This window comes from Paractinoplanes maris (assembly GCF_023544465.1).
Taxonomy (GTDB): domain Bacteria; phylum Actinomycetota; class Actinomycetes; order Mycobacteriales; family Micromonosporaceae; genus Actinoplanes; species Actinoplanes maris.
Genome location: NZ_JALPVL010000003.1, coordinates 303,077 through 329,411, shown reverse-complemented (window position 1 = coordinate 329,411; position 26,335 = coordinate 303,077). Strand labels below are relative to the sequence as shown.

The window sequence follows — 26,335 nt, the reverse complement described above, 5'->3', positions numbered from 1 at the left end:
GGCCATGATGCGTAAAGAGATCGACCTGCAGGGGTACCGGCGCCTGCTGGCCAACTATCGACGGTCGGCCTGGCGGTTCGAGCAGCAAACCTCCTACTGGCTTGGCTACGAACGCGCTCAGTTCGAAAGGTTCTTGGCTGGCGAGCCTGAATCCCCAGCGGACAACCCTGACCTCGAGAGCTGGTTCGACAGGGTCCGCAGTTGGGTTGCCCAAGGCCGGACGATCGGCAGGGTACGCGTCGTTGATGAACCTCCCACCGACTACCAGCGGTGGATGCTGTGGATGGACCGTTGGAACCGCGACGCGGGTGAGACGATCCAGTATCTGAGCCGGTCGGCCGCCGTGGAGGCAGGGATCATCCCTCAGGCGGGCGCGGAAGACTGGTGGCTGTTCGACGACCAGCAACTGGTGCTGACCCACTTCGACGAGCAGGGACGGCCGGCCCGGTACGAGCTCGTAGAGGACGAACCTGCCGCGATTGAGCAAGCTATCCGGTGGCGTGCTTGGGCTGTCGCTGCAGCAAACCGAGAGTCGGCGGCGGTGGGATAGCAAGACCCAAAGCAAAGCGGCCCAAGACCTCAACGCAGAGGTCTTGGGCCGCTTTGCGTTCCGGTCAGACTTTGACGGTCCAGTAACCGTACGCGTCGTTGCCGAACAGGTTCATGATTTTCAGCTGCACCTTCGACCCGGCGATCGCCGACTTGGGCACGTCGAACACGACCCAGCCGTCCGAGTGCTGACCCGCAGCTACTTGCGTGGCGTTGAAGTCCGGCCGGCCCTGCAAGCCTCCAGTGCCCCACTCGTTGACCTTGCCGTCCTTCTGGACCAGCGAGATATCGCAGGGGCAGGTGAACGCCTCACCCTCGGACACATCCACCCGAAGGAAGACCAGCAGCCAAGCCCCGTTCTGTGGGGCGTACCCGTACTTGTCCTTGGTGCGGATCTCAGCCTTCGACACTGTCCAGGTGCCCTTCAGCCCTGCAGCGTTGACGGCAAGCTTCTGGCCCATCTGCACAGTCTTCGGGCCTGACGGCTTCTTGGCCGGTGCGGCATCCGCGGCACCGCCGGCGTCAGTGACCTCAGGGGCCGAGCCGCAGGCCAAGGCGATGGCGGCTGACACGGCAAGGGTGGCGATCAACAGCTTGTTGCGCATGGAGGGGTCTCCCGCGGACTGTTCACGGACTGTGCGACGGGGCCCAGTCCGTTAAGCCCCGCCGCAGTCCGCCCAACGAGTCCGTCAGCAGTGGGGGAGTGGTCCAATCGGAGTGACCAGCGTGGATGATCGGCTATTCGCCCGCGTCCCGTAGCGCCTGCTCCGCTTCGGCAACCAGCCGGTCCGCGAGCTCACTGATTCGCTGCTCGTACTCCTGCTGCTCGGCAATCAAAGTGGGAGTCAGGAGTCTGACTTGGTGAGATCAGCTTTCACCTTAAAGAGGGACCAGTTGGCGGGCTTCACCGATCAGTCCTCGATCGCGATGACTAGGTTGCCGGGGTCAACGCTGGCATACAAGTCCGGCTGGCGGGTCAACAGCCCGGCGCCGGCATCCAGCGCCAGTAGCGCCGCTACTGCAGCGTCCTGCCGCCCGACCAAGCCATAGGCCGCCGCGATGGCCCGCCATTGCTTCGGCTCCGGGGGCGCCACGAACACCGACTCAAGAGCGATTAGAACGTCCAGCCGGGCACGGTCGGCCGCCCACTGGTAGGCCTCGACCAGGCACGGCAGCGGCAGCAGAGCGATCGCGTTGTCGTCGGCGACCAACGACAGGACCTCGCCGACGTGGATGGACTCGCGGGTGAACTCGACGACCGCGGACGTATCCAGGACCAGCTGGATGTCGACGGGAGTGGTCACGCCGGATTCGGGCCGAGCCGTAGCCGCTCGCGCAGCGCCTCATAGTCGGCCGCGTGCTCGGCGCGTGCAGCCCGGGCGGCGGTCAGCTTCTCCCGCCAGCGCGCCATGCCGGAGCGGGACAGCATCATCTGCGTGCCCTCGTCCCAGAACAGGTCGTCCTGCGGTTCGGTATGGGTCTGCGGCTCCATGACTTCAGGGTAACGCCGATGGCGGGTAACGACGCCATACGAACGGCAGGTCAGCGCTCGTCGCTGAATCGCAGGCATTCGACGGTGTGCGCTTCTTCGTCGATCAGGAAGGTGCAGGTCACCGGCTGGCCGTGACAGATGACCGGGCGGCGGTAGATGTCCAGAACGACGGCGCGGTATTCGGCTCCCTCGTCGTCAGTCATGGTCGGCCAAGCGTCGCCCTTTGGGTTGTCCTGACGCGAGTCGATCCATCCCTTCACCTTGACGTATACGTCTTCGGGCGGGTCCACTCCCCGGCTCCACGCCTCGAGTTGGTCGTAGAACCGAGGGGTGTCCCACTTGTCATAGGCCATGCGCTACCTCTTCGGGATTCAGGCCCGGCCTGTCGCCATAATCTCGCCGATACCGGCGACGGCGATTCGGCCTTCGTGACTGAGCTCGTCGGGCCGGCTGAACCATTCGGTCAGCCATGCCTGTTCGATGCGGTTGTCCGATCCGCTGCAGGCTCGCTGCCAGGCCGTGGACACCGTCACCAGGGAGCGAAGGTCGACCGGGAAGACTTCGCCGTAGCGGTGCATCATCCAGCCGACTAGGGCGAGCGCCTTCTTGGATAGCTTGCTGTCGTCGTCGGGGTGGAGCGCGATGAGGGTGGCGCCGGCGGGGGTGGCGTGCAGCGGTTCGGTGAACATTGGGACGCCGTAGGTGGCGAGGTGGTGGCCTTGGCAGAAGAACAGCAGGTTGTGCTTGTACGTGTCGGGCAGGTTGGGCTTGCGCTCGTCGATGGCGTCGAGCACGGCGGTCACGGTGGTCATTGCCGCAACGTAGGGGCGGCGCTGGGGTCGAGGCGCTGGGGTATTCGGCCCACCTCGGGTCAAGCCATTCAGGGGATGGACGGGGATGGACGTCTTCGGTGGCGTCATTCGCGTTTGGGGCGGCTCGGCTGACCTGTCGCCATCACGCAAGGTATCGATGTGCAGACTCTGAGTGTGTCGGATCGAGGACTGATCGGTCATGGTCGTCATCCCTTCATCTGAAGACGAGCGGGGTTGCGATCTCGGGGATGCCTGACAGTTGCGGGACGGTCATCGTGGTAACCCTTTCGTTCAGGCGGGACGGATCTAGGGGCGGGGTCAGAGGGGCAGAGCGTTTTCCAGATTTGGCTGTACCTGTACGCACACCTCTTGATCTACTTCTGTTGTTCCTCTTGTTTGCATGCAGCCAAATCTGGAAAACGCCAGCAGCTTGAGCGCCTGAGGCTCAATCACGTCGGCGAGCGAGTACGTCCAACCCGTGCCAGGAGCCTCGGCCTGGACAAGAAGACCGAGCACGTGCAGGGCCTGAAGTTCCCGGTCAACCGTGTTGTGCGGACGCTGGAGCCGCTTACGGACGTCCGTTGTGCGCGACCCGGGGAACTCGGCGATGTCTTGCAGGATCAAAAGGCGCAGCGGGGGCATGGAGTCGCCGGCCACCCGGACAGCTACCGCAAGCGCGTGGTTGCGCTCCATGCCGATCGCCAGGCCGCCGCGGATGATCTGACCGAGCATCTTCGCGAACCGGGTCGGCATTTCCGGGGCGTGCGCTTCGATCACGTCGCCGCGGTAGTCCCGCTCAACAGCCGTGCGGGCCAGCGTCACCAGATCGGCGACCTGGAGCAACGTGTCCATGTCTTCGTCGGTGAGGTTTGCCCGCTCCGGATCCATCTGCTCCATCAGCACGATCACGGCGCCGGAGAGCTCAAGCCGCATGTTCTGCTCGAGGTTGACGTTGGCCAGGGCCTGACGTCCCGCGGCGAGACGGCTGGACCCGGCGCCAGAGTCGACCCGGACGAGCGCGAACCGGTCACCCATCGATGCGATTACGGCGTGGGCCGAGTCGTAGGCGGTGGTGACCGCGCCGACCATGACGATGCGGCCCTCCCAGGTGAGGGTGCGCCCGCCGTCGGTGCCGACGTTGCGTTCCCACTTGCCGTCGTAGACCTCCCGCAGGGCCGCCAACACTGAGGCTCTGGCGTCTCGGCTCATCGAGATGATGGACGTGAAGTCCTTGACCACGAGTAGCCCGCGGTCGCCGATGCGGCGCAGGAGCCCGCCGGTGGCGTCCTTGGCCTGTTCCTTCTTCGACGAGGCCGACAGCAGAGCACCTTCGCTCGCGATCGTGCTGGTGATGTAGGCGCCGATCCCGCCGAGTGAGGCAACTGTCTCGGTCTTCGCATTACCCGACCCAGACACGACGAGAAGCCACGGTGGGTCGCCGCCGAGCCGCTCTGTCGCGGCGACTGCTAAAACCGCATCGAGGGCGTCGAGGTCGTAGGCCTGGCCGAGCCAGTGACGGAAGACGTCGTGGCAGGCGCTGAGGGCATCGTTCACCGATTGCCGCCGGCCAGAGCGTAGGTGCGCTGCTTTCGTAGCCAGGCGCATCCGGAGCGCTGGGGGAGTCCGGTGTGCCAGTCGACCGCCCCGCCGCGGTAGTCGTAGCCGTCGGGATAGTTGTAGGCGGCGTAGCGGGCAGCGGACCGTTCTTTCATGGCGCGGGCGTCGGTGATCTGGCGTGCGGCGCGGAAGCGGTCTGCCGCATCTGACTGCCAGAAGTCGCGGCCGGCCTGCGTGGCCGCATCGGTCAGTCCGCGTTCGTAGGCGGCGAGCACCATCTCGAGAAGCTCGGCTGCGGTGAACAGCTTCTCCCCGGGTGGGTCGTCAGTTACCGTCAAGGGGTCAGCTCCCGTAGGTCTGTACGTGGGCAAGACGAACGAGCCGTGGCGATTCCAGCGCCGCGGCTTTCGTCATTTCTGGCTCTGCTCCGACTCGGCGACAAGCGCGCGCAGTTCGTCGAGCAACTGGCGATAGGTGATGGCCCTGGCTGGGCGGGGGTCGAATCCGCCGTCGGCCTTCTCCTTCTCCCACCACTGCACTGCTGTGCCGGAGACCCGGTGGCCCTTCAGCCTGAGCTCGCGGGCGATGTCCTCGCGGGAGAGTTTCGCTGCCTCTCGGATCGCTCGCCGTTCCGCAGGTGGCGGCAGGCGGCTGGCCCGTAGCCGCTGAATGAGAGGCATTTTCGCGGCTTGGTCGACGGTCATGGTCATGCCACGACTGTAGAGCAACAAAGCGCTTGTTGCTAGCAACCTATGAGGTTGCGTGTTACGGTTGCGACATGCCCACAGCGACCTACACCCTGTCCGACACCCCCGATCCGACCGGAACCAACACCCCGGCCGTGTCGTGGATGGATGGCGCGTGGGCGCAGATCTACAACAAGGGTTCGTGGGCAGACATCCCAAAGCAGCCCGCCAACGAGCAGGCCGAGCGCCGCAACCGATCCGCGTGGATGACCTATGGCATTCGGCCCAGCAACATCGTTATGCCGCACGCCGACCCGCTCGACATCCGGCTGCGCCTCAACAGCTTCGACAACAAGGTGGCCTACCGTCGGGCCAACGTTCGCCTACTCGTCCGCGACATTGCTGCCGCCGACCCGCGCCGTGCCGGCATCCGCGCCTCGCGCGCCCGAGAGCGGATCAGCGAGAACGCCAAGGCGCGGCCGGCGGATCTCGCCGAGGCGCACCAGGTGGTTGCACACTTCGACGCGCTGCATTACCAGCTCGGCAAGCGCATCGCCGCTCACAGGCTGACCACCAACGGGCCCGCCGTTCTGGCGATCGGCTACATGATCTCCCTTTATGCGATGGCGCTCGCGCCGGAAGGTCCGCACTTCCGGCTCTGGCAGGTGGCTCTGGCCGCACTGGTCGGAATGGCCTGCACATTCCAGATCGGCCGGGAGCGCGGCTGGATATACGGCTACAACCAAGCCGTTTGGCACTGCGCCGAGGTGCGGGTCGATCAATCTGACGCTGTTGCTGAAGCTCAGCGAGCAGAGGCAGACCTGGCGCAGGCGAAGCGTGCAGAACAAGCCGAACATGAGCGGCATCTTGCAACGCGACGAGTGGCGTTCAAGCTCGCTCGTCAGCCCCGCAACGAGGGCTACCTGTACGTCCTCGAGTTTTCCACCGGCAGCATCAAGGTCGGCCTGACCGAGGACCCGAAACGGCGGCTCGGCCAGCACCTCGGCGAAGCACGCGCATTCGGTGTCTACATCACCAACTACTGGATCTCGCCGTCCTGCCACAACTTCGTGAGCAACGAGACCCGCCTGATCAACGCCTGTGGACGGGTCAGCAAGCAGCGCAGCCGTAAGGAGTACTTCCACGACGTGCCGTACGCAACGGCGGTCGGGTTCGCCAACGAGCTCACCTACTTCTCCAAGAACACCGAGCAGGCCAGCGTCGAGGGGGTGTGGGCATGAACAGCCGCGAGCACCTCTCCACGGACATCGACCGCATCGACCGCGTCACCAAGCGCGTCGGGGCAGGCGTCTGGGGCGTCGCCGCCTTCGTCATGATCTACGGCGTCTTCGTTTCCATCGACGCCCTCACCGACCACGGCGTCCCCGGCGCCGTCGCCTGGATGCCTTCACTCGCCGCCGACGTCGCCATGAGCGTCGCAATCGGAGCCGGGCCCATCCTGGCCCGGTACGACATCTCCGCCGGCTGGATCGGCTTCCTGCGCTGGTTCGCGGCCTTCGCCACCTGGGCGCTACAGACCGCCAGCTCCTGGCTGCACCCCGGCGGTATCGACTGGGCCGGCGTCGGACTGCACTCCATCCCACCCGCACTGCTCTTCGCCGTCGGTGAAGGCGCCGCCTACTTCGTGCGGAAGATGAGCGGAGTGCTCGAGGACAAGCGTCGCGCACTCGCCGCCGCGGAGCAGAAGGACGCCGACGTCCGGGCTCACCGCGCGGAGACCGACGCGAAGCTGCGGGCAGTCACTGCGGAGCTCTCCGCGGCGCGGGCCAAGAACGAAACCCTCACCGAGCGGATCACCGCACACGACGCCGCGATCGACGCGGAGAGGTCCACGGCGACCCTCACCGTTGAGCGCCTCGAAGCGGAGATCGGCTCGCTCCGCACCGCCCTCACCGCCCAAGCGGAGAAGTTCACCGCCGACCGCGATGAGGAGATCCGCAACCTCAAGGCCAAGCATGCGGAGAGCCTCGCGAAGACCCGCGCGGAGAAGAAGACGGTGAGCCTCACCGACTACCGCAACAAGCACGCGGAGAAGCCCTCACCGCAGCCCTCACCGCAGCGCTCCAACAAGCCTGCAATGAGCGACGAAGACGCAGTTCAAGCCATGTTCACCGCGCACTCCAACCCGGACTACGACTGGCCGCAGAACGAGGTGCGCACGCTCACCGGTGTGGGCTTCAACGCCCGCATGGACCGCCTCATCGCAACCTGGCGGGAGCGCGCTCACCGCGAGGCCGGCGGAGACGCCGCGGTGAACCAGTGACCACCAAGATCGGAGACCCCGCCATGACCACCCTCGACCACCGTCCCGCACCCTCCCGCACGATCAACGGTGAGGTCGTCGACTCCACCGTCCACCCCATCCCGGCTAACCCGCACCGGTTCGGCACGAACGCGTCCGGCCTGATCGTCATGGTCGTCGCGGTCGGGCTCGCCAGCCACATCGACGGCAGCGTCCTCGAGGCCGGCGTGGCCGGTGGGGCGCTGGCCACCGCGATCGCCCTGTTCCTGACCAAGCTGACCCGGTTCAACGCGTTCGCCGAGGCCAACGACCCGTTCCACAACCGCTGATGGCCCGCCGGAACCCGCGGCGCCTGCGAAGGTTCCGAACCCTGCTGATCGTGATGGGCGCAGCCGCCGGACTGTTCCTGCTCGGTGCCGCCGCCGCATATCTGTGACCTGCACAAACAAGGAGTCCGATCTTGTCCCGCCTGCCCGTGCGCCGCGCCGAACGCAGACTGGCCCTCTACCGGGGCCGGCTGGCCGCAGCGAACACCGAGAAGTCGATGTTAAACGCGGCCGTCGGGTGGGTCATGGGCGAGTACCACGCCGCGAAACCCGAGACCCGAACCCGATGGAAGCAGCGCCTGATCGACCTGGCGCGAGAGATGAACGAGGAGGCCCGAAAGTGACTGTCCGTGCCATGGCAGTGGGCGATGGCAGTGCCGGAACGGTCACTGCACAGCCCGTCGGTGTTAACACGCACGCGCGCACGCGCGAGACGCAACGAAGTGTAACCGCCCGTGATCGTGTGCGCGAGCCCAAGACCCACCCGATCCGCCGTGTCGCCCGGGTGATGTACCTCGACGCCGCCGATTCCTGGCCCGTCCAGGAGCGGTCGCCGTCAGCGAGGACGGTGTTCCGCACCGACTACACCGCCCACCTGGGCACGGTGTGGAAGCCCTACCGGATGTGGACGGTCGCGTACCGGCCCGCCGCAGCCACCCTCGCGTTGCTGTTCGACGCACTCAAGTGGCTGTTCATCCACCCACTGCGCGGACCGCTCACCACGAGCGCCGCGTTCCTGCTCTACCTCATCGCCACTCACTGACGGCAGCCGCCGCCACCCGGAAGGAGAACCACCATGCTCGACATGCTGTCCAGCCTGCTCGCTGCCGTCGGAGGCCTCATCGTCTTCGCCGCCGCCTGGTACGTCCACCAGAAAGTCCGTATGACCCGCACCGCCTGCATCGCCGCGATGGTCGGCGGGTTCATCACCTACGCCGGCATCATCGGCTCCTGGGCCAACGAGTACGCGAAGCAGGTCGGCATCGTCTGCGCCGCCGGCGTCTTCGTGCTGGTCTGCATCATCATCGCCGACATCAAGGGCAAGAAGAAGGGCGCGGACAAGCCCGCCCTGATCGCGTTCTTCCTCGTCCCGATCTTCTTCGTGTCCGGCCTGGTCGCCCTGTCGACCGTCATCGCGCCGAGTCTGCGTAACGGGGTCGACAAGACCACGTCCAACATGCAGCGGATCGGTTAGGCGATGGAGTTCCTGGTCTGCATGTTGCTGGCGTCGATCCTGACCGGTGGTCGGATCGGGGCGGACATCATCCACGCGGTGAAGGGCACGACCCCGCCGCACGTCGAGAAGGCGAAGCTGAAGGCGCAGCAGCAGCCGAAGGCGGGCAAGCCGCGCTCGCCTTATGCAGACGGCAAGCCCCGACTGAAGGACGTGGCCGCCGTGTACTGCGGCGACGCCATGGCCGATGCGATCGACCTGCACAACAAGCGCCGCGAGGACAAGAAGGCGAAGAAGGCGGCCAAGGCGGCAGGGCAGGAGCCGGTCAAGACCGGCAAGTCGGGGTTCTGGCAGCAGTTCAAGGAAGCCCTGGTGGCCCCGGTCGGCGAGAAGCCGGCCAACCCGCCGACCGAAGCCCCCGCACCGGTTGCCGAACCCGCGCAGGCACCGGAAGGCCCGGTGATCGCCTGCGACGAGTGCGGTGTGACCTTGGCCGACAACAGCGGCGCCTGGGACCACCCGGCCGGTTCCACCTGCCCGAAGGCGGCCAAGCGCCGACCCCAGCCCCGCCCCCGGCCGGCCCGTGTCACGCAACCCGCTGGCGTCACCGCTCCGGTCGCCGCGACTCGCCCCGACCGGTCCGCGAACCCGCCCGCCAAGTACGGCTGGAACTGCCCGCGGTGCGGGATGCGCCGCCCACCGTTCGGCACCAAAGAGGACGCGCAGGCCGGACTCAACATGCACAACGAAGGCGAATGCCAGCGAAGGCAAGCCGACAACACCACCCAAGGGTTGAGCCCGACCGGCCACAACAAGCAGGAAGAGGGCGACGTGACCTCACCGGCGATCAGCGCCGCGGAGACAGAGGCCTACCGGCACGAAATGTTCGGCGCCTGCAGCCAGGACCCCAAACGGTGCCCACACTGCGCCGACGAGGAACGGCAACGAGAACGAGACAAGACCGCCCGTGTCACCGACAACAAGGAGAACGACATGACTGACACTGCCACCGCGACCAGTTCCGCCACCGGTGACGCCCACGACGTCGAGTCCGCCATCAACGAGTGCGGCCTGCTCGACGATGACCTGACCCGTATCGACAGCGCCCTGGACGTCATCGACGAGGCCATCACGAACTCCGGCAGTGCCGCCGAGAAGATCGAAGCGTTCCTGGCCTCCAAGAACGTCGCCGACAGTGCCGTGGGCGGGATGGCCGCTGCCCGGGATCACCTGTCCCCGGAACGCATGAAGGTGCTGATCGACGCGGTTGCCGCCGCGAAGCAGGGCGTGCAGGCCGCAGCGGAGGAACTCCGCCGGCTGCAGGACCTCGAGCAGCAGCTGCAAGGCGCCGACGGTTCCGTGCTGAACGGCCGCTGATCCGGACTCCACCCGTGATCGCCAAACCTCGCGTTTGGCGGTTGCGGCACCAGCCCGGCCAAGCAATCCCGACCCGGAAGGAACCATCCTGATGTTCAAGACCGAGCACCGTCCGGTGCCCCTGCCCAATCAGGGCGCCGAGGGGTCGCCGGTCCGCGGTAAGCCCCGCGTGCCCTCACGTGACGAGAACGGCGAGATGATCCCGCCGAACGGGGCGACGATGATGGCGTGGCGTTACATCGACAAGGAAGGCCGCACGTTCAAGGCGAAGTCCCCGGTCCCGGTCAACGACGCCGGCCTGCTCACCCACCGAGAGTGGCACTGCCCGGCCTGCCCCGGCTCGGAGCAGTGGTTCTCAGCCAGCATCAAAGTCACCCCGTCGTGCCCGACGCACCGCAAGGACCTGAAGCTGGTCAAGCAGCGCCGCCGGAACACCGCCACGGCCAGCACGACCGGGTTCGCCTGGGGCGACCTGCTCGGCTCGCAGAAGGAACGCCTGCACATCGCCGCCGCCACCGCGGGCGTTGGCGTGGCCGGTCTGGTCGCGGACACCGCCGACCTGCCCGGGTGGGGTGAGACTGCGCAGTTCGCTGCGATCCCCGCGTGCGTGGCCGGGTCGTGGTGGCTGACCCGGGCCTGGCTGACCCGCCGCGAGCAGCTCGACCCCGATGACGAGGTGGCCGGCCGGCGAGCCCGGAACCGGATCGGCCGCCGGGCCCGCGCCGCCGCCTACGTCACCGCGGCGTCCGGGGTGTGGCTGGAACTCGCCGACGCCATCAACGTCACCGACGGCGGACGGGATGGGGCGCTGGCCCTGGCCACCCTGCTCGGCATCGGCATCGTCGGTTCCCGCTCCTACCGGGCCTGGGTGGACGACCGGCGCCGTCGGCCCGCCCCCGCCCCGAAACCGGCCGACGACGGTGAGCTGGCCGATGACACCCCGCAGCCCACCGATGAGGAACTGCTGCGCCAGTACGTCCTCGAGCGCTGGCTGAAGGTGTCCGCCCGCGGCCGGGTACTGCACGGCACCCGGCTGGAGGCGATCCACCCGTCGGTGGGCGGCTGGTCGGCGACGATCGTGGCGGACGACGACTCCGACCTGGACCCGGAGAAGTTCGACATGCCCGAACCGGTCCGGAAGATCGCCCGCGCCTACTCGGTCGGCACCTCCATGGTGTCGATCATCGCGGACCCGTTGGACGCGAACCGGGCCATGATCCTGGTGCAGCGCACCAGCCCCCTGTCCGCCGGGCGCAACTGGGACGGCGCAGGGATCAACCTTGACGACGGCACCGCCGAGACGATGACGCTCGAGGACGGCACCCGCGGCCGGCACCAGTTCTGGCGGGCCGGATGGGGGGCCGTCATGGAACTCATCGCCGGGTGCACCGGATCTGGTAAGAGCGAGTACGTCAACCTGCTCCTCGCCCTCGAGCGTAAGTCGGGCCGGGTGGTGTCGTGGGTGGGTGACCCGCAGATGGGCCAGTCCCTCGGTGACGTCCGTGACGGGGTGGACTGGTTCGCGCCCACCAACGAGGAAATCCTGGTCATGCTGCGCTGCGCCGTCGCGGTGATGCTGGCCCGTAACCTGCTCACCACCCGGATGCGGGTCAAGGAGACCCGGCCCAACGGGCAGGTGGTGGAACGCCGGGTCAAGTACGTGGAGGTGACGCCGGACTTCCCCCTGCTGTCGATCACCATCGACGAGGCTCACCTGCCGATGAACGACCCTGCGATCGGTAAGGAGATCGTCAAGCTGCTGGCGCTGCTGTCGAAGTCCGGGCGTAAGGCCAACGTGAAGGTGCGCCTGCTCGTCCAGTCGCCGCTGCTGAGCGAGCTGAAGGACTCGGTGCTGCGCGCCCAGCTGGCCTCGGGCATCGTCACCGTGTTCCGCACCGCTGACCGGCTCACCGGACCTGCGGCGTGGCCGGGCGGGAAAATGCCCGGCGACCCGTCGTCGCTTCCCGCGAAGTGGGAGGACGACACCACCGCGGCCGGGGTCGGTTACTCGTCGAACACCGCCCGGATGCGGATGCGGTCGGACTACGCCGGTGACCTGTGGGATGTCATGACCGAAGGCGACACCCTGTCGCTCGAGGCCGCCGTCCTGGGTACCGCCGGGCCGCTGTACGCCGACCGGTGGAAGCGACTCGATGCGTTCGACTCGATGGACCCGGCCGAGATCCTCGGCGCCGGCATCCCGTCGAACCTGCTCGACTCGGCGCCGGGGGAGACCACCCCGCCGGCCGGTGGCCGCGAAGCGGTGCTGCGTTACTTCGCCGACCGGTGGCTGGACGGAGACCGGGACCCGGTGCCGTTCGGTGAGCTCGCCAACGCGGTCCGCACCACGATCAAGACGCGGGCGTGTACAAACGCGTGCAACAAGCTGGTCACCGAGCAGATCCTGGCCACCGCCGAAGGCAGCTACTGGCTGACCGAGGCGGGCGCTGAGATGGTCGGCGTGCTCGAGGAAGTGACGGTGTGATGCGGTTAGCGGGCGCTGCGGCCGAGATCCTGCAGCGTCTGGGAGATGACCGTGACCCCGTTGTTAATCACTTCGGTCAAGTCGCGGATGGCCCGGACGGTTTCCCGGTGCTGGTCGTCCGCGATCCGGTCCCGCTTCTCGCGGTAGCTGACGAAGTTGCGGAACTCCCGGAGCATCTGGTCATCCATTCGCTCATGGTGACGGAACGATCGCGGATGGTCCAGTCATGACCGCCGTCTACCCGCGACGTACCGACACCCGCTACCGGGGAGTGATCTACGGCTTCAACCTGATCGATCACGAGACGGGCATGAAGGTCTACGACGACTACGTCGGCAAGACTCGGCAGCGGGGACGTAAGCGCGAACTGCAGCACCGCAGCGACAAGCCGTGGGAAGACTTGATCGTCGGCCAGTCGCATGTGCTGTGGGAAGGCATCTGTGACGAAGACGAGCTCGACGACCGGGAACGGCAGTTTATCCGCGAGCGCCGACCGCGAATGAACGACAGGGACAACCGCTGGAACCCGGACCGGATCGACTACGACGAGCAGGTCCGGCAGCGGCACGAGCGTGACGACCGTGAGGGGCGCCCGCTCTGGGTTCCACTCGAGCAGCGCCAACGTGACAGCCTGCTCGAGTGGGATGAGACCCCTCCGGTCCCGCGAGCGGCTGTCCCGGTCCGCCGCGAGTGGAAGCCGTGGCAGAAGCATCTGCTGGGCTGGCCGATCGGGTGGTTGGTGTCGACGGTGGCCGGCTGGATCGGGCTGGTGGTCAAGCTGGACTTCGCCGTGTGGTGGTATCCGCTCGCGACAGCGGCAGCAGCCCTGCCCACCTTGATCGTCATCGCGCTGCTGGCCTGGCTGATGTTGCGGTCTCTCCGGTCGAAGCCGAAACGCCGTAAACCGAAACGGAAACGCCGATGACCGCTCAGCGGGGGCTCGACGAACCGTCCTGGTGCGTCGGGGAGCACAACGGTTCCCACCCGCCGCTGCACAAATCCCGGATCATCACCGTCGGCCCGCAACCGCGGCACCTCGGCCGCGGGCAGGTGTCAGCGTGGCTGGAATCCTGCGGCAACGGCCCCACCTGGCTGGCGGTGCAGGCCGCACACATGGCCTCGGTGACCGTGGAGCTCAACGTCGCCGACGCGGGCCTGCTGCTGTCCCTGGCGGCGATGCTCCTCGAGGAAACCGGGCCGGGCTGACCGGCTGAAACTGAAAACGGCGCCGCCCCCAGTGAAGGGGGCGGCGCTTCTGTGCTTGTTGGGGCAGGACGGTCAGGCCGTGAACCGGGTCCGGCGGCGACGCACCGCGACCAGCAGGATGACCCCACCGGCGAGCAGGGCCACCGCACCACCGGCAATGACCATCCCATCCGGCCCGGTCACCGGCAGACCACCACCGGCGGATCCGCTGCCACCGCCCGCACCGGGCGCTGTGGTGACGACCGGCGCCGAGCTCGACGTGACGGTGGCACTCGGGCTGACACTGGTGCTCGAGGACGCCGACGGGGACACCGAAGTAGAAGTGCTGGCACTGGCGGACGGGCTGGCCGAGGTGCTGGTCGACACCGACGGCGACGGGGTGGGGCTGGACGAGCTCGTGGTCGGCTCCGGTTTCGGCTGGCACGTCAGGTCGTACGTGAACCCGCGGAAGCTCACCGACGACACCACCGTGGTCACCGTCCCGGGCGGGCTGTTCGTGTAGCCCACCCCGAATGACACCACCTGGTGCGACTTCTTGACCGGCGGCAGGTCGACCAGCTTGTCCGGGTCGGCGTCGGTGTAGAACTGCCCGCCGGTGGTCATCTCCCACTTGGCCGTGGTCGCATTCCAGCGCAGGGTGGCGTACGTGCCCGGCCCCGAGTTGACCTCCACGGAGAAGAACGACTCCTGGTCCGGCATGGGGGAGGCCACGAACGTGCCCGGCTTCAAATCCTTTGTGCTCAGCCCGGTGGTCTCCCGGTGGATCAGCTGGTTGCCCTTGAACTCCAGCCCATCCTTGGTCGGGGTGGGCTTACGGTGCGCCTCGTCCGGCTCGTTCACATACCAGCCGCGGGGGCAGTCACCGAGGACCGGCACGGTGGGTGTGGTGGCGTAAGCGGCCGGCGCGGTCAGTGCAGCGCAGGCCAGAACGCCGACCACGATCAGTGTCTTTCGCACGTTCCAGAACTCCCTAATGGTTTGCATCGCGCCGAACTGTGCCGCATTCATCGGTGGCAGTCAGTCGCGGAGAAGAGTGGTAAACGCAGGAACCCGCCCCACCCCGGAGGCCTGGCGGGGCCGCACGGGATGAGGCGGGGGCGCCGGTCGGCGACACGTTCGGGGCACCACCGACCGGCGGGATCAGGACGTTGCTTCGCTATGCTGGGCAGCGTCTCGGCAAGCCAGGGCTAGCCGTGGCGGGGCAGGGCGAGCCGGTGCAAGGCACGGCATGGTGAGGTTCGGTATGGCAGGGGAAGGCCCGTTGACCAATCAGGTCCGGGCCTTCTTTGCTGCCCAGGTCAGACGCTGCCGTCGATCGGCCGCGGGCTCGCCGCCGGAGTGACCTGGGCGCGGGTGAGCAGCATCAGCATGCTCAACACCAAACCGTTGATGGAACCCACCATTTCCTGCCCCACGTCGAGGCCGTACGCGGCGGCGAGAGCGGCCACGGCACCGACGAGGTAGGTGAACGCGGCCGGCGCGATCGGGCGCACCGCGATCGCGTTGACGACACCCAGGACAGCGTTGAGTACGACCACGAACAGGGCGGCCTGTTCCGCGGTCAGCCAGTTGAAGCCGAACCCGACGAGCAGGGACAGCGCCGACGCGACCACGCTGATCACCAGGGACGGTTCTCGCCCGAACAGTTTCATTGATCTCTCCTTGCAGGGTGGGGGACCGCCGCAAGGGCGGAAGGATCTATAGGAAACGGCGGCTTGCTATAGATCGGCCGCCGGGAAGTAAGGGAAATTGTCAGACCCGGCCCGCACAATGCGGGCATGTATCGCATTGGCTTGGCGGAGCTCGACCACACCGTGGACCGGCGGTGGGAGAACGGGCACGGCGCCACCATCGAGATCGGCACGGCTGGGGAGAAGTGGTTCGCCTGGCATTCACGCAAAGGTGACGCGTGGGTGTTCATCCACGAACGCGCCCAAGCGGATCTGGCTGATCAGTGGCTGGCCCGGGGTGTGTGGCGTGAAACCACCGATGCGCTCGTGGGACAATCAGCGAGGCGGGATGCCGAACCCCAGGGTGAGGAGTCGACCTTCCCGCCGACGTCATACCGGTAGCTCAGTTGGAAGAGCGCCGCCGCAGGATCTGGCCGGAAGGTTGCGACCCGGTCACCCTGCCCAGCGCGGAGGTCGCCGGACACCACGCCGGCCCGGCAGACACAGCAACGGCCGCTCAAGCAAAGGGCGGCCGTTGCCCTGCTGTTCTCGCCTGGCTGAGCTATCCCGCCACGACCCGGCGTGGACCTTCAAGCGATCAGGAATCGAATTTCACCGGCGGGGGATCAGGGAAGTCGTGCTGCGTCTGCCGTAGCGCGGCAGTCGCCCGATCATCCCATTCGCTGTGACGGCGGAAGGCCCCCTCGATCCCCGCCATGCGTTCGGTCATCGCCCTCATGTCGGACTGATGCTGTATCCGAACCGATTCGATCTGAGCCGACGACTTCTCCTGCATTGCCTGGATCTGACCCTCGTACGTCTCTCGCTGGTCCACCATCATCGCCCGGATTTCAGCCACCAACCCGCGCGCCGTGGTCACCTGCGTGGACTCCGTCTCCGCCCGCGCCTTGTCGGACTCCGAATGAGTCTTCACGGTTGTCGCGTCGTCGAGACGGCGGTTCATGCGTTTGACAATGATGGTTCCCACGACACCCAGTACGGCTGTCAGGACCCCAACGATGAACGTCGGCAGCCACGTCTGCCAAAACGGGGGAGTGGGCGGGGCATCCCCGGCCCACCACATCACCGGCTGGCCTTGCGGCGAGCTCGCCGGATCCGCAGGAGGGTGTTCTGGTGCACCAGAAGGATCACTAGTACGTGCGAATACACCGCGGCCGGATAAAAACTGGGTCGCGCACCGGCCGGGCTGCCCGCGGCGAGCCACACGAACACCGCCCCGGCGAACGACGCGGCGATGATCGAGTACCAAGCCATCAGGATCCACAGACCCACGATTTCCCACTTCACGATCCGATACCACGTAGCAACGGCCAGGATCACACCGCCGAGGAAGAGAATGGCAGCGAGCGTGTAGGGCGCCCCGGGGATGAGCCGGGCCACCGTCCACGTGGGGCCGGCCATTCCCTTGTGTCCGAGGGCTGCGAACAGGGGGGCGATCAGGCAGCCGAACAGGGCGTGGACGTGGAGAAGACTGAGCCGGTTTTTCTCGCTGCGCCGGATTGTTGCGTCCGACGTGCGGATTTTGTCGTCGAGTTGGTCGAGCAGATGCGCCAGGTCGGTGACAGCCTCGTGGTCGCCGTTCATTCCCGGCCTCCACGGCGACGACCTTGTGCCTCCTTCAGCATGCGACGGAAGCCGAGGATGAATCCCCACGTGCAGACCGCCTGGGCGAGATGCCACCCCGTCCAGAACCAGTTGCCGTCACCCATGAAGGCCATCCATAGATGACTGCCACTGCATCCGAGGAAAAAGCCGCTGGCCAGGAGCTTCACTGATCGGGTCAGCGGCAGGTAGGGCAGGACGAGGAACGGGACGGCGATGTACCCGCACACGATGACAATGTTGGCGGCGGAGAACAGGGCTACGAGGGCCCCGCTGTCGTGGTGCATGGCAGGCCCCCGTGGCGCTGGAAGGTGCAGGGCGAAGCTAGGAGACCAGGTCGTGGACCGCGGCCAGGATCGCCGTCTTGAGTTCGTCGGCGGTGACGTCGTCCCGGTCCTCCGGCAGCCGGGCCAGGAGCGCGTCGGTCAGGGCTGGGACGAGCGCACCAACCAGTGCCCCTTGGTCGAGCCGCTGGCCGGCCAGCTGCCCGAGAGCGACAGCGAGTTTCGGCAGCTGGTCATTCGCAGCCGACCCGGCCCGCAGATTGGCCGTCACCAGTGCGCTCTGCGCGGTCAGGCTTGGCGTGCCGGTGGCCTTGCCGATGTTGTGCTCCCAGACCTTCTGCGGCGTCGCACCGATCAGGGTCTCGAGCTTCTTCCAGTCGTCGGCGCTGATCGCCACGTCTTCCTCCTCAGGACTTGATGCTCGAGCGATCCAGGCAGCCTTCGACTCGCCCTTGAAAATCGAAACGACGGCTTGGGCGGCTTGCGGGTCCCGCACGTATCGGCGGTGCACCTCGAGATGCACATGCCATCTGTGGTCGGGGGAGGCGTACTTCGAGGTGCCGACGTCGAAGTCGTAGCGGACAGCGTCCCCTGTGCCGTCCCAGCCGTTGATCGCGTTGACGTACTTACGCCGCGGGTCCGAGCGGTCAGCCCACACAGCGCGGATCCGGCCATGCGAACGGATCATGTCGGCCGCGCTCATGCTGATGTCGGCCGCGGCGCCGAACTCGACGTGGAAGTTCCGGTCGTTGCTGCGGCTGTTCGAGTAGTCGTTGCCGTTACCGTGCGCGCGTAGGTCGAGTACCGAGCAGTGGAAACCACCGCTGCCCAGGTGCCGGCTGTCAGGCTTGAGCCCGGACAGCACCGCAGACGGGTAACCGCACTCGTTGACGATCTGCTTGGCAACCCACTTCAGCTCATCGGAGATCACGGTGGCCATCAGCGGCCCACCGCGATGACGTCGAGCTCGGAACCCTCCGCCGCCTGCCACGCCCGGTCCTCGTCGAAGCGCCGCTCACCGGTCCGGGCGCCCTGCGGGTACAGCAGCGAGTCGTCATGATCGGTGCATACCGCGTAGGTGCCGTCCTGCTGTCGCTGATACATCCAGGCCTTGCTCTCGGCCTTGTCGACGGCGAGGAACCCGGCCGGCGTGCGCACCGTGATCCGCTGCCCGTCGAGCGGTCCGCCGACGCACAAGCCTGTGGTCTCAGCCATGCCGTGCCTCCGTCTCGAGGTACGGGCGAGGCGTGCTCGGGTCGTAAGCACCCTGCAGCGTGTTCAGCCGTTCGATCTCGGCGGCCTGGTCCTCAATGAGGGTTTGCTGCATGTCCACGATGAGCGACAGGTTCGCCAGCTGATATTCGGTGGGGTAGTCCCTCTTGATCCTCGCGAGGAGGTCGTCCGCATCAAGGTTCACTCTGTCCTCCTCGAAGGTTGGAGGGTGTTCCGGGCTGCTCGAGGATCGTGACAACGCACGAGCCAGCCGGCGCGGGCCGCCGCTCACCGGCACTGCCCGGAACACCCCGTTCATGGGCCGGTCACGGCCGGATGTACTCGATCCGCACACTCGAGCCGAACGAGCCGGTACCACCGGTGGTCGCCGACGCTGACGCCCCGTTGGTCTGGGTGACGAGGATTCTCACGTAGTCGCTGGTGCCGTTGAAGTAGGCGTCAACGTCGTTCATCGCCGACGCGGAACCGCTGGTCTGCGCAGCCGCCTCCCGGGTACGTGACGACAACGGTGACGACCCGTTCTGCTCGGCCACCACGTCGAGGCGCAGATAGTCGGCCCGCGACGCCATCACCACCGTCGACCGCACCGAATACCAGCCCGCCTTGTTCGGGGTGAACCGGTCCGTGTTGCTGGACGTGGAGTGGATGCCGTGGGTGTCCACATCCTCGGTGTCCCAGAGGATCGCCGTCGCCGAGTTGTGGTTGACGGTCTGCCCGCCGGTGGCCTGCCTCGCCACGCACAACGGTTTCCCGGTGGTGCCGGCGACGATGTCGTTGATGTCGGAGGCGTAGATCCTGCCGCCTGCTGCGACCACGTGAGCCTCCTAAAGCGCGTAGAAGCCCGGGTTGGCGATGTGGATTTCCGCGCCCAGGCTGTGAGTTTTGACGATGCCGTTGACGGCCCGGGTGCAGGTGAACGTCTGGTTCCAGTAGCCGCCCGAGAACGACGCGGCCGTGCAGGCGGTGACCGTGCAGACTTCGCCGTCCACCACCACGTCGTACGGTGTCTCGGTGGTCGACCACACATCACCGGCGTTGACGGTGCGGACATCCCACAACGTCTCGGCGGTGGTCAGATCCTCGGCCAGGGTGGTGGTGGCGGAGTCGTAGCGGGCGTCCGGGTCGTCGTAGACCGGCACATCCCACACGTCCGCCGGTGACGTGTCCACGGTGACTGTCCAGCCGGCACCGGCCGACGACTGCCGGGCGGTGAACGTCTCGGTGATCCCATCAATGACTTGGTCGATGACTTGGGTGCCGGCGATGGTGGGCTGGTTGGTGCGTTGCACCCGCGACCCGAGGTTGCAGGCCAGCCACCCGTCGATCAGGTCCGGGTTGGCGTGCAACTCGATGCTCATGCCCGGGTAGTTGGGGCCGGTCCCGTCCACGTTGGTGTGGACCCGCCACTGCGCGTGTGACGGCAGGTCGGTGTCGTACAGCAAATCCAGGGTGGCTTTGTCGGACACGGTGCCCCGGCGGTCCCGCAATGCTTTCGGGGCGGCAGCGACCGCTTGGGAGCCGTTGCGGCGTTCCACCGTCCACAGGTTCGGGCCCCGGTTACCGAACTTCGGGACCAGCACATCCGCCGGGTCCGTGCTGCCGGACCGGCGGTAGGTGGCCATGTCCACGGTCAGCTTCACCGGCTGGTTGTAGCGGGCACTCCTGGGCAGGAATTCGTAGCCGAACGCCGACTCGTACAAGATTGCGCCGCTGTCCGCCTCGGCCGTGTCGGTGCACAGCTCGACGAACCCTCCCTCTTGCTGGGCGTTCATCAACGTGCGGGCTGATGTGTCCACGTCGGCGGCCAGCCGGAACGGAATGCCTTCCTCGACCCGGGCCAGCCGGTCCAGGCGCAAGTGCACGGGTTCCCGCGCCCACGCCAGGGTGCCGATCAACGCCTGAGGGCCGTCGAAGTAATACGGCAATGTCACGGTGGCGGTGTTCCGGACGGTGACATGCCCGACGGTGAACCGCAGACCGGCGACCGTGGTTGCCAGGGTGGTGTTCGCCATCCCCGGGTTCACGATCACCCGGGTTGGCTGGGTGCACGTCCCCGCGATACTGCCGGTGCCCTCAACGTTGCCGTTGATCACCAGTTGCACGAAGATGTTGCCGCCGGACTGCGACGCCCACACCTCGAGCGGCAGCAGGGCCACGTAGTTGTTGGAGAAGTTGACGACGTCGGTGACCGTGCCGTCCGCCGCATAGGCGCGCACGGCGTGCCCGGTGGTGGTGCACACCAAAGCCCACCGGGTGATGAACGAGCTCGGGGTCTGCCACTCCATGATGCGGATCTCAGTGACGCCGGGCACCTGCCGGGCGAACACGTCGCATTGGATGCCCACACCCCACGGCCCTGCCGCACCCGCCAACGACGTCGACGCGGTCAGTTTCGCCCCCGCCGCCACACTGCACAGGGCGGTGGAACCGAACCGGGACAGGAACTGGTCCTCCGGCACTCCCACCTCAGCGGCGAACACCACCGGGCCGGACGCCACCATCGGCGGCCCACCCGGGTACGCGTGCGCGGCTGAGGTCGCGGCCCGCTGGTCCTCCAACGGCCAGTAATCGGCCGGCGGGGTCCGGAACTTCTCAATCGACCGGCGCAACGGGGACACCGGGTCCGCGGTGCGCCGTTCGAGGCGGGAGTTCACCCCACCGATGTCGATCTCCACCACGCCGTGGGTGGTGCCGTCGCCGAGGGGCCGGAACTTTGGCCGCACATCCGCGATGAAGCCTTCAAGCCTCGGGTATTTCGGCTGGGACAGGTTCAGGTCGTCGACGGTGACAATGTTCGGCAACGTGTTGGTGTTGCTGCCCAGCACCCACGCGGCGATCCCGAAATGGGTGTTCGCGGCGAACCCGGTGAACAGGGCGTCCACCGTCCACGTGGCCGGTTCGGTGTTCGCGGCCAGCCACGCCCGGCACTGCAACCGGTCCCCGACCCACCGGATCCGCACCCGAATGAGGGTGCCCGCCCCGTACGTCAGGCCAGCAATGCTGACCACCGTGCTGGGCTGGTACACCCCACCGACCAACGGGAAGATCGCAAACCGCATGGTGCCGCCCGGGTCGAACGACAACATCGGCCACAACAAGTTCTGCGCCGACGAATCAGCGCGCAACGTCGGGCCGATCCGGATCGGGTCGCCGAGGGCCACCGCGGTCAGACTGGTCGTGAACGTCAGGTCGACGTCGCGGTGGGCCAAGGGGTGCCGGGCGGTGCGGATCGTGTTCGCCGCCGAATGGGAGAACCGGCCGACACCGCTGGCCACCGACATCCCGGCCGTGTTACCCCACGCCGGCCCGATGTCGGGGGTGCCCCAACCTGAGGCGACCGTCCGGGTGAACGAGTCCGACAGGTACGGGACAGTCTGGGTGCGGATCGACAAGTCGATCGGGGTGCCCAGGTCGACATACGGCCAGAACGGGCTGGTCACCAACTCCGGAGTGAGTGCCCCGTCGTCGTTGAGCAGGGTGATCGTGCACCCGCTCGTCCGGCGCGGCCCCGACCCGACGATGACACCCCGGCTGATCGTGATCGGCTGCTCGGTGACCAGCCGCGACGACAAGTCCGTCATCGCCCACGAGGAAGGGGCCGCGGTCAGGTCCGCACCGAAACCCGCGCGCACCGTCACCTCGAGGTCGTCGCTGTCAGGAAACGGCAAGACGGCTCACCTCCGACGGCTCGTCGTGGCAGCAGCAGGCGCACAGTTCGTCGTCGCAGCCGTCCAGGCCGTCGAAGCAGGCCGCCGAAACCCGGCCGGGCTGGGCGTCACCGTCGTGCATGACTCACCCCGCCCGGCCTACGTCCTGCTGAGCGCCGCCTGCACGTCACCGCGGTATCGGGCGTCGATATGCTCGGCAATCGCATCCAGGATCCGGTCACCGGTACTGCCCGACCGCCAGCCCAGCTGCAACTGCTTCGAGTCCGCCACCGCCAGGCTCGACGCGACCCGGCCCACATCCATCGCCGCGTCCAAACCGGGCATCGACGTGCCGGCCACCAGGGCGGTCACGTCGGCGAGCTCGGAGGCGAGCGCGTCCTTCCGTGATGCGATCCCCGAGATGAGGCCGGACATGATGGCCCGGCCTTCGTCGACCAGCAGCACCCGGTCCTTCTCGATCGGGCCCTTGTTGTCCTTCACGAACCCGGCGATCGAGTTGAGGTAACTGCCCAAGGTGCCGATCATCTGCGAAATGCCGTTGATCAAGCCCTGGATGATGGCCCGCCCTGCACCCACCAGCAGGTTCCCGGCACCGTTGAGCGCCGACACCACGTAGCCGCGCGCCTGCGACACCCGCGCACGCAGATTGTTGAACATCTGCGCCACGCCGTTGCCGAGGCCGACGATGGCGTTTCTCCCGGCGGTGACCAAAAGATTCCCGGCGCCGTTCAGCGCGGTGACGATGTACGTCTTCGCCTGGCTGGCCCGGGAGCGCAGCGCGTTGTACGACTGCGACAGCCCATTCATCAGGCCGACCACAGCCGATCTCCCTGCCGACACCAACCACTGGCTGACACCGTTGGTGGCCTTCACGACCACACCGCGGATCTCGCCAGCCTTCGCGCGCAGCTTGCCGAACCCCGCACCGATGCCGACGACAAGACCAGCAATCAGGTTTTGCCCGACCTCGGCGTACACCGTCGATGGGCTGTTGATGCCGAGGAAGTTCTTGACCGACTCGAGCTGACCCTTGAAGTAGCCGAGCAGCACATCACCGATCAGCGAACCCTGGAACTTCAAGCCCGCCAGCACGCCGGTGATGATCCCGGCGCCGATGTCCTGGCCCAGGGTGCTGGTGTCCCCGCCACCACCGAGCGCCGACTTCACATCGTCGTAGATGCTCTTGACCTGTTTGGCCAGGACGAACGCCTTGGTGATGGACTCCTGGACTTTGGCGATGAACCCGCGGATCTTTTCCTGGTTGGCCGGGTTGTCCAGGTAGTCGGCGACACTCTTGAGCCCGTCACGGAACTGCTGCAACGGGTTCGCACCGGACTTCGGGCTTGACCCGGTGATGATCTCGAAGATGTTCCCGATGATCCGGAACACTTCGTAGCCCACCGAGCCGATGTCCTCGAGCGCTTGCGAGGCCCGGTCGAAGAAGTCAGCCAGCGCCCCCGACCTGCGGCCGTCTTCCACCCACTGGGAGAACTTCTCGACGATGCGGGCCAACCCGTCGCCCAGCTTCTCGATGAACGGTCCGGCCGCCCTCGACAGGGTCCCGAACGCGGGTACCAGGTCGCTGGTGATGGCCCCGCCGACCCGCTCGAGCAGTTTGCGGAACGACTCCGCCCCGGCTTGCATGTCGTCCATGAACCTCGGCGCGGTGATCGCGGTACCAAGGTTCTTGAAGAACGAGTTGAACGTGTCCGCGTAGCTGCCGAGCGTCACCTTGAGGCGGGGGATCCACTCCCGGCCCACGTTGGTGACCGTCTTGTCCAGCCCGGCGAACAGCCGCTGCTGCACGTCCAGCCGCAAATCCTCGAACGCCGGCTTCAACGCCTTGATGGCGTCCACGAACCTTTGCGCGGCCGGCGCCAGCTTGGTGACCTCCTTGGCCACCGCGCCGCCGCCCGCAGCGACCTTCTGCTGCGCCGCCGCCAACGAGTCCTGGGCCGACTTCAGCCCTTCCGCCGCCGCTTTCTGCCCGTCCATAGCCGACGCCACGCCGTCCTGCGCCGACTTGAGTGCGTCGGTGGCGTCGATGACCCCGTTCTGGGCGTCGATCACACCCTGCTGCGCGTCAGCGACCGCCCGGTTCGCGTCGATCACACCCTGCTGGGCGTCCTCGACCGCGTTCCACGCCTCGGCCTGATCCCGCAACGCGTCCTGCACCAGATCAGAGTTCTCGACGCCCTTCTTGTTCGCGTCGTCCGCCTCTTCGGCCAGGTCACCGGTCGCGTCAGCGGTTTCCTCGATCGCCAACTGAGCGCGCTCGTACGCGAGCTGCGCCTTCTGGATCTCCCGCAGATCACCGGACTGGCGGGCCACATCCAACGCCAGCAGCGCCTCGTCGAGGGCGACCGCGGCTTCCCGCTCCGACAGGACCGCCCCGCGCAGGGAGCGACCCAAGTCCTCGATGTTCTCCTTGGCTTGCCGACGGGCCTGGTTGACCGCCTCCTGGGAGCGCTTGGCCCGGTCCAGCGCCTTGACGACGGATTCCTGCGCCTCAGCTTCACGGCGCAGAGCGTCAGCGACACCGGTGGTGGCGTCCTTCACGGCCCGCTGGGCTGCGACCAAACCTCGCTCGGCTGCGGCCACCGACCGCAGGCTGGCCTCGTAGGCCCGGTTCGCGGCGGCGATACCCCGGCGGGCGGACTCGATCCCCCGGGACGCGGCGGCGACCTGGCGGGCCTGGTTCGCGGCCTGACCTGCCGCGCCCCCACCGCCGCCACCGCCGCCCCCGGACGGCTTGAACGCTTCCGCGATCCCCTTGAACCCCAGCGCCAGGGTGCCGATGCCCGCACCGATACCGGTCAGCAAACCGGGCAGCGACGCGATCGCACCGGCCAGCGCAGAAACCGCAGGGATGGCGATCGTGAACGCTCCGACCAGGGCGGTACCGACCAAGCCCGCCGCACCCGCCACCGCGATCAGGGAACCGACCAGCGCGCCAACCGTCCCGGTGGCCTGCGTAGCCGACCCGGCCAAACTCCCGCCGAGCTGGGTTGCCGTACCCGCGGCCTGCTGAGCCAGCTGCCCGATACTGCCCAGCGCCGACGACACCGCGCCCAGACCGGGCACCGACTTCGTGATGTTCGACAGGCCCCTGAACAGGCCGCCGATGCCGCTGCCCGAACCGGTGAGGCCCTTCTTGTCAACCTCGACATCAACCTTGACGGTCTGCTTCACCCGGGCCGCGACCGCCGCCAGGTCGGCGCGCAGCTTCGCCTCGTACTCGCCCTTCGCGCCCGGCTCCGTCGGGATCTTCACCCGCGACGACTGGGCAACCGCCTGCAACTGCGCGGCCAGCTCAGCCCGGAACTTCGCCGTGTCCGCCGTGACGGGCACGTTCGCGTTGACCTGACGCGACAGGGAAGCAACCTGGCGGCGCAACTGCTGCTGGAACTGGCTGAGCAGTGGGTCCACTTCGACGGGGACCTTCGGCGCCTTCGCCGTCTTGACCTTCGCGGTGATGGCCTCGGTGTCCACGTCAGGCGTGACCGGAACTTCGATCTTCTTGTTGCCGATCGAGTCCTTGATCTTCTTGCCCATGTCGAGGCCCTTGAGGGAGTCCTCGACGTCCTTGCGGACCTTCTTGGCCAGGCCGCGGGCCTCGCCCAGGATCTCGATCGACACGGATCCGACACTGTTCGGAGAGGTCACAGGGGATGCACCCCCGACCATCAGTCCGTAGCGCCGGCCGGGATCAACCCGAGGTTCTTCAACCGCTGCGCGATGTCCGCACCCGACGGTTTCCCCTTGGCCGGCTGGTCACCGCGGCCCTTGCCGTCCGGCAACGGGATCGGTTTCGGCTTCTGACCCTTGCCACCCGAACGCTGCCAGTTCGCGCCCTGCAACGTCAGCAAGATCTGCCGCGACAGCAGCGACTGCATATCCCACTGCGCCATCGGACCGCGCAACTTGCGG

34 protein-coding genes are annotated in these 26,335 nt (G+C 67.1%); 12 read left to right on the top strand and 22 right to left on the bottom strand.

Annotation, left to right across the window (positions count from 1 at the left end):
- Positions 1–7: 7 nt before the first annotated feature.
- Positions 8–550 carry a DUF6879 family protein gene (locus tag NAG42_RS10510; RefSeq protein WP_250029873.1) on the top strand — a complete coding sequence of 181 codons (543 nt, stop codon included), beginning with the start codon at positions 8–10 and terminating at the stop codon, positions 548–550.
- 64 nt (positions 551–614) lie between these two features.
- Here NAG42_RS10510 and NAG42_RS10505 read toward each other — a convergent pair whose 3' ends face one another.
- The 8 genes from NAG42_RS10505 to NAG42_RS10470 all read right to left on the bottom strand — a co-directional run bounded on the left by NAG42_RS10505 (position 615) and on the right by NAG42_RS10470 (position 5,120).
- Entirely contained in the window at positions 615–1,154 is a 540-nt protein-coding gene (locus NAG42_RS10505; RefSeq protein WP_250029872.1) for a DUF4352 domain-containing protein, read from the bottom strand.
- A gap of 306 nt (positions 1,155–1,460) precedes the next feature.
- The gene (locus NAG42_RS10500) at positions 1,461–1,853 is read right to left on the bottom strand and encodes a hypothetical protein (RefSeq protein WP_250029870.1); all 393 of its coding nucleotides are present in this window, start codon (positions 1,851–1,853) and stop codon (positions 1,461–1,463) included.
- Complete coding sequence (locus NAG42_RS10495) at positions 1,850–2,041, bottom strand: hypothetical protein (protein WP_250029868.1); 192 nt, start codon at positions 2,039–2,041, stop codon at positions 1,850–1,852. The genes NAG42_RS10500 and NAG42_RS10495 overlap by 4 nt, the downstream gene beginning before the upstream one ends.
- A 50-nt stretch (positions 2,042–2,091) precedes the next feature.
- The gene (locus tag NAG42_RS10490) at positions 2,092–2,394 is read right to left on the bottom strand and encodes a hypothetical protein (protein WP_250029866.1); all 303 of its coding nucleotides are present in this window, start codon (positions 2,392–2,394) and stop codon (positions 2,092–2,094) included.
- Positions 2,395–2,412: 18 nt separating this feature from the next.
- Positions 2,413–2,853 carry a Panacea domain-containing protein gene (locus tag NAG42_RS10485; RefSeq protein WP_250029864.1) on the bottom strand — a complete coding sequence of 147 codons (441 nt, stop codon included), beginning with the start codon at positions 2,851–2,853 and terminating at the stop codon, positions 2,413–2,415.
- Between the two features lie 318 nt (positions 2,854–3,171).
- Positions 3,172–4,407, bottom strand: a complete 1,236-nt coding sequence (locus tag NAG42_RS10480; protein ID WP_250029862.1) for a hypothetical protein — start codon at positions 4,405–4,407, stop codon at positions 3,172–3,174.
- On the bottom strand, positions 4,404–4,748 hold the full coding sequence (locus NAG42_RS10475) for a hypothetical protein (protein ID WP_250029861.1): 345 nt from the start codon (positions 4,746–4,748) through the stop codon (positions 4,404–4,406). The genes NAG42_RS10480 and NAG42_RS10475 overlap by 4 nt, the downstream gene beginning before the upstream one ends.
- Positions 4,749–4,820: 72 nt before the next feature.
- Positions 4,821–5,120 carry a hypothetical protein gene (locus tag NAG42_RS10470; protein ID WP_250029859.1) on the bottom strand — a complete coding sequence of 100 codons (300 nt, stop codon included), beginning with the start codon at positions 5,118–5,120 and terminating at the stop codon, positions 4,821–4,823.
- 68 nt (positions 5,121–5,188) lie between these two features.
- Here NAG42_RS10470 and NAG42_RS10465 point away from each other — a divergent pair, with 68 nt between their 5' ends.
- From NAG42_RS10465 to NAG42_RS10430, 8 genes are all read left to right on the top strand, one after another.
- Positions 5,189–6,337, top strand: a complete 1,149-nt coding sequence (locus NAG42_RS10465; RefSeq protein ID WP_250029857.1) for a GIY-YIG nuclease family protein — start codon at positions 5,189–5,191, stop codon at positions 6,335–6,337.
- Positions 6,334–7,380: a hypothetical protein gene (locus tag NAG42_RS10460; protein ID WP_250029855.1), complete on the top strand. Its 1,047-nt coding sequence runs from the start codon at positions 6,334–6,336 to the stop codon at positions 7,378–7,380. The genes NAG42_RS10465 and NAG42_RS10460 overlap by 4 nt, the downstream gene beginning before the upstream one ends.
- Complete coding sequence (locus tag NAG42_RS10455; protein WP_250029853.1) at positions 7,377–7,688, top strand: hypothetical protein; 312 nt, start codon at positions 7,377–7,379, stop codon at positions 7,686–7,688. The genes NAG42_RS10460 and NAG42_RS10455 overlap by 4 nt, the downstream gene beginning before the upstream one ends.
- Positions 7,689–7,819: 131 nt before the next feature.
- Positions 7,820–8,029, top strand: coding sequence for a hypothetical protein (locus NAG42_RS10450; RefSeq protein ID WP_250029851.1), 210 nt, complete (start codon positions 7,820–7,822; stop codon positions 8,027–8,029).
- A gap of 119 nt (positions 8,030–8,148) precedes the next feature.
- Positions 8,149–8,448, top strand: a complete 300-nt coding sequence (locus NAG42_RS10445; protein ID WP_250029849.1) for a hypothetical protein — start codon at positions 8,149–8,151, stop codon at positions 8,446–8,448.
- Positions 8,449–8,481: 33 nt separating this feature from the next.
- Positions 8,482–8,880 (top strand): hypothetical protein, encoded by a 399-nt coding sequence (locus tag NAG42_RS10440; RefSeq protein ID WP_250029847.1) that lies wholly within the window; start codon positions 8,482–8,484, stop codon positions 8,878–8,880.
- Between the two features lie 3 nt (positions 8,881–8,883).
- Entirely contained in the window at positions 8,884–10,236 is a 1,353-nt protein-coding gene (locus tag NAG42_RS10435) for a hypothetical protein (protein ID WP_250029845.1), read from the top strand.
- A 91-nt stretch (positions 10,237–10,327) separates the two neighbouring features.
- Positions 10,328–12,721 carry a P-loop NTPase family protein gene (locus NAG42_RS10430; RefSeq protein ID WP_250029843.1) on the top strand — a complete coding sequence of 798 codons (2,394 nt, stop codon included), beginning with the start codon at positions 10,328–10,330 and terminating at the stop codon, positions 12,719–12,721.
- A gap of 5 nt (positions 12,722–12,726) precedes the next feature.
- Here the strand turns inward: NAG42_RS10430 and NAG42_RS10425 are convergent, their stop codons facing one another.
- Positions 12,727–12,909 (bottom strand): hypothetical protein, encoded by a 183-nt coding sequence (locus tag NAG42_RS10425; protein ID WP_250029841.1) that lies wholly within the window; start codon positions 12,907–12,909, stop codon positions 12,727–12,729.
- A gap of 83 nt (positions 12,910–12,992) precedes the next feature.
- On the opposite strand from NAG42_RS10425, the gene NAG42_RS10420 reads away from it, so the two are divergent.
- Positions 12,993–13,646, top strand: coding sequence for a GIY-YIG nuclease family protein (locus NAG42_RS10420; protein WP_250029839.1), 654 nt, complete (start codon positions 12,993–12,995; stop codon positions 13,644–13,646).
- Positions 13,643–13,927: a hypothetical protein gene (locus tag NAG42_RS10415; protein WP_250029837.1), complete on the top strand. Its 285-nt coding sequence runs from the start codon at positions 13,643–13,645 to the stop codon at positions 13,925–13,927. Before NAG42_RS10420 ends, NAG42_RS10415 begins: the two co-directional genes overlap by 4 nt.
- 72 nt (positions 13,928–13,999) lie before the next feature.
- Here NAG42_RS10415 and NAG42_RS10410 read toward each other — a convergent pair whose 3' ends face one another.
- Entirely contained in the window at positions 14,000–14,884 is an 885-nt protein-coding gene (locus NAG42_RS10410) for a hypothetical protein (protein ID WP_250029835.1), read from the bottom strand.
- A 341-nt stretch (positions 14,885–15,225) separates the two neighbouring features.
- Complete coding sequence (locus NAG42_RS10405; protein WP_250029834.1) at positions 15,226–15,579, bottom strand: hypothetical protein; 354 nt, start codon at positions 15,577–15,579, stop codon at positions 15,226–15,228.
- 141 nt (positions 15,580–15,720) lie between these two features.
- Between NAG42_RS10405 and NAG42_RS10400 the strand changes: the two genes are divergently transcribed.
- On the top strand, positions 15,721–15,999 hold the full coding sequence (locus NAG42_RS10400; RefSeq protein WP_250029832.1) for a hypothetical protein: 279 nt from the start codon (positions 15,721–15,723) through the stop codon (positions 15,997–15,999).
- A gap of 196 nt (positions 16,000–16,195) precedes the next feature.
- Here NAG42_RS10400 and NAG42_RS10395 read toward each other — a convergent pair whose 3' ends face one another.
- From NAG42_RS10395 to NAG42_RS10350, 11 genes are all read right to left on the bottom strand, one after another.
- Positions 16,196–16,561 carry a hypothetical protein gene (locus NAG42_RS10395; protein WP_250029830.1) on the bottom strand — a complete coding sequence of 122 codons (366 nt, stop codon included), beginning with the start codon at positions 16,559–16,561 and terminating at the stop codon, positions 16,196–16,198.
- Positions 16,562–16,680: 119 nt separating this feature from the next.
- The gene (locus NAG42_RS10390) at positions 16,681–17,202 is read right to left on the bottom strand and encodes a hypothetical protein (RefSeq protein WP_250029828.1); all 522 of its coding nucleotides are present in this window, start codon (positions 17,200–17,202) and stop codon (positions 16,681–16,683) included.
- Positions 17,199–17,507, bottom strand: coding sequence for a hypothetical protein (locus NAG42_RS10385; protein WP_250029826.1), 309 nt, complete (start codon positions 17,505–17,507; stop codon positions 17,199–17,201). The genes NAG42_RS10390 and NAG42_RS10385 overlap by 4 nt, the downstream gene beginning before the upstream one ends.
- Before the next feature lie 37 nt (positions 17,508–17,544).
- Positions 17,545–18,444, bottom strand: coding sequence for a hypothetical protein (locus NAG42_RS10380; protein ID WP_250029824.1), 900 nt, complete (start codon positions 18,442–18,444; stop codon positions 17,545–17,547).
- The gene (locus NAG42_RS10375) at positions 18,444–18,719 is read right to left on the bottom strand and encodes a hypothetical protein (protein WP_250029822.1); all 276 of its coding nucleotides are present in this window, start codon (positions 18,717–18,719) and stop codon (positions 18,444–18,446) included. Before NAG42_RS10375 ends, NAG42_RS10380 begins: the two co-directional genes overlap by 1 nt.
- Positions 18,712–18,921 carry a hypothetical protein gene (locus NAG42_RS10370; protein ID WP_250029821.1) on the bottom strand — a complete coding sequence of 70 codons (210 nt, stop codon included), beginning with the start codon at positions 18,919–18,921 and terminating at the stop codon, positions 18,712–18,714. Before NAG42_RS10370 ends, NAG42_RS10375 begins: the two co-directional genes overlap by 8 nt.
- A gap of 121 nt (positions 18,922–19,042) precedes the next feature.
- Positions 19,043–19,552 carry a hypothetical protein gene (locus NAG42_RS10365; protein ID WP_250029819.1) on the bottom strand — a complete coding sequence of 170 codons (510 nt, stop codon included), beginning with the start codon at positions 19,550–19,552 and terminating at the stop codon, positions 19,043–19,045.
- A gap of 9 nt (positions 19,553–19,561) precedes the next feature.
- Positions 19,562–22,405 carry a hypothetical protein gene (locus NAG42_RS10360; protein ID WP_250029817.1) on the bottom strand — a complete coding sequence of 948 codons (2,844 nt, stop codon included), beginning with the start codon at positions 22,403–22,405 and terminating at the stop codon, positions 19,562–19,564.
- Positions 22,392–22,526, bottom strand: a complete 135-nt coding sequence (locus tag NAG42_RS44020; RefSeq protein WP_284045139.1) for a hypothetical protein — start codon at positions 22,524–22,526, stop codon at positions 22,392–22,394. The genes NAG42_RS10360 and NAG42_RS44020 overlap by 14 nt, the downstream gene beginning before the upstream one ends.
- A gap of 17 nt (positions 22,527–22,543) precedes the next feature.
- The gene (locus NAG42_RS10355; RefSeq protein WP_250029815.1) at positions 22,544–26,044 is read right to left on the bottom strand and encodes a hypothetical protein; all 3,501 of its coding nucleotides are present in this window, start codon (positions 26,042–26,044) and stop codon (positions 22,544–22,546) included.
- 47 nt (positions 26,045–26,091) lie between these two features.
- Positions 26,092–26,316: a hypothetical protein gene (locus tag NAG42_RS10350; protein WP_250029813.1), complete on the bottom strand. Its 225-nt coding sequence runs from the start codon at positions 26,314–26,316 to the stop codon at positions 26,092–26,094.
- Positions 26,317–26,335: the final 19 nt, after the last annotated feature.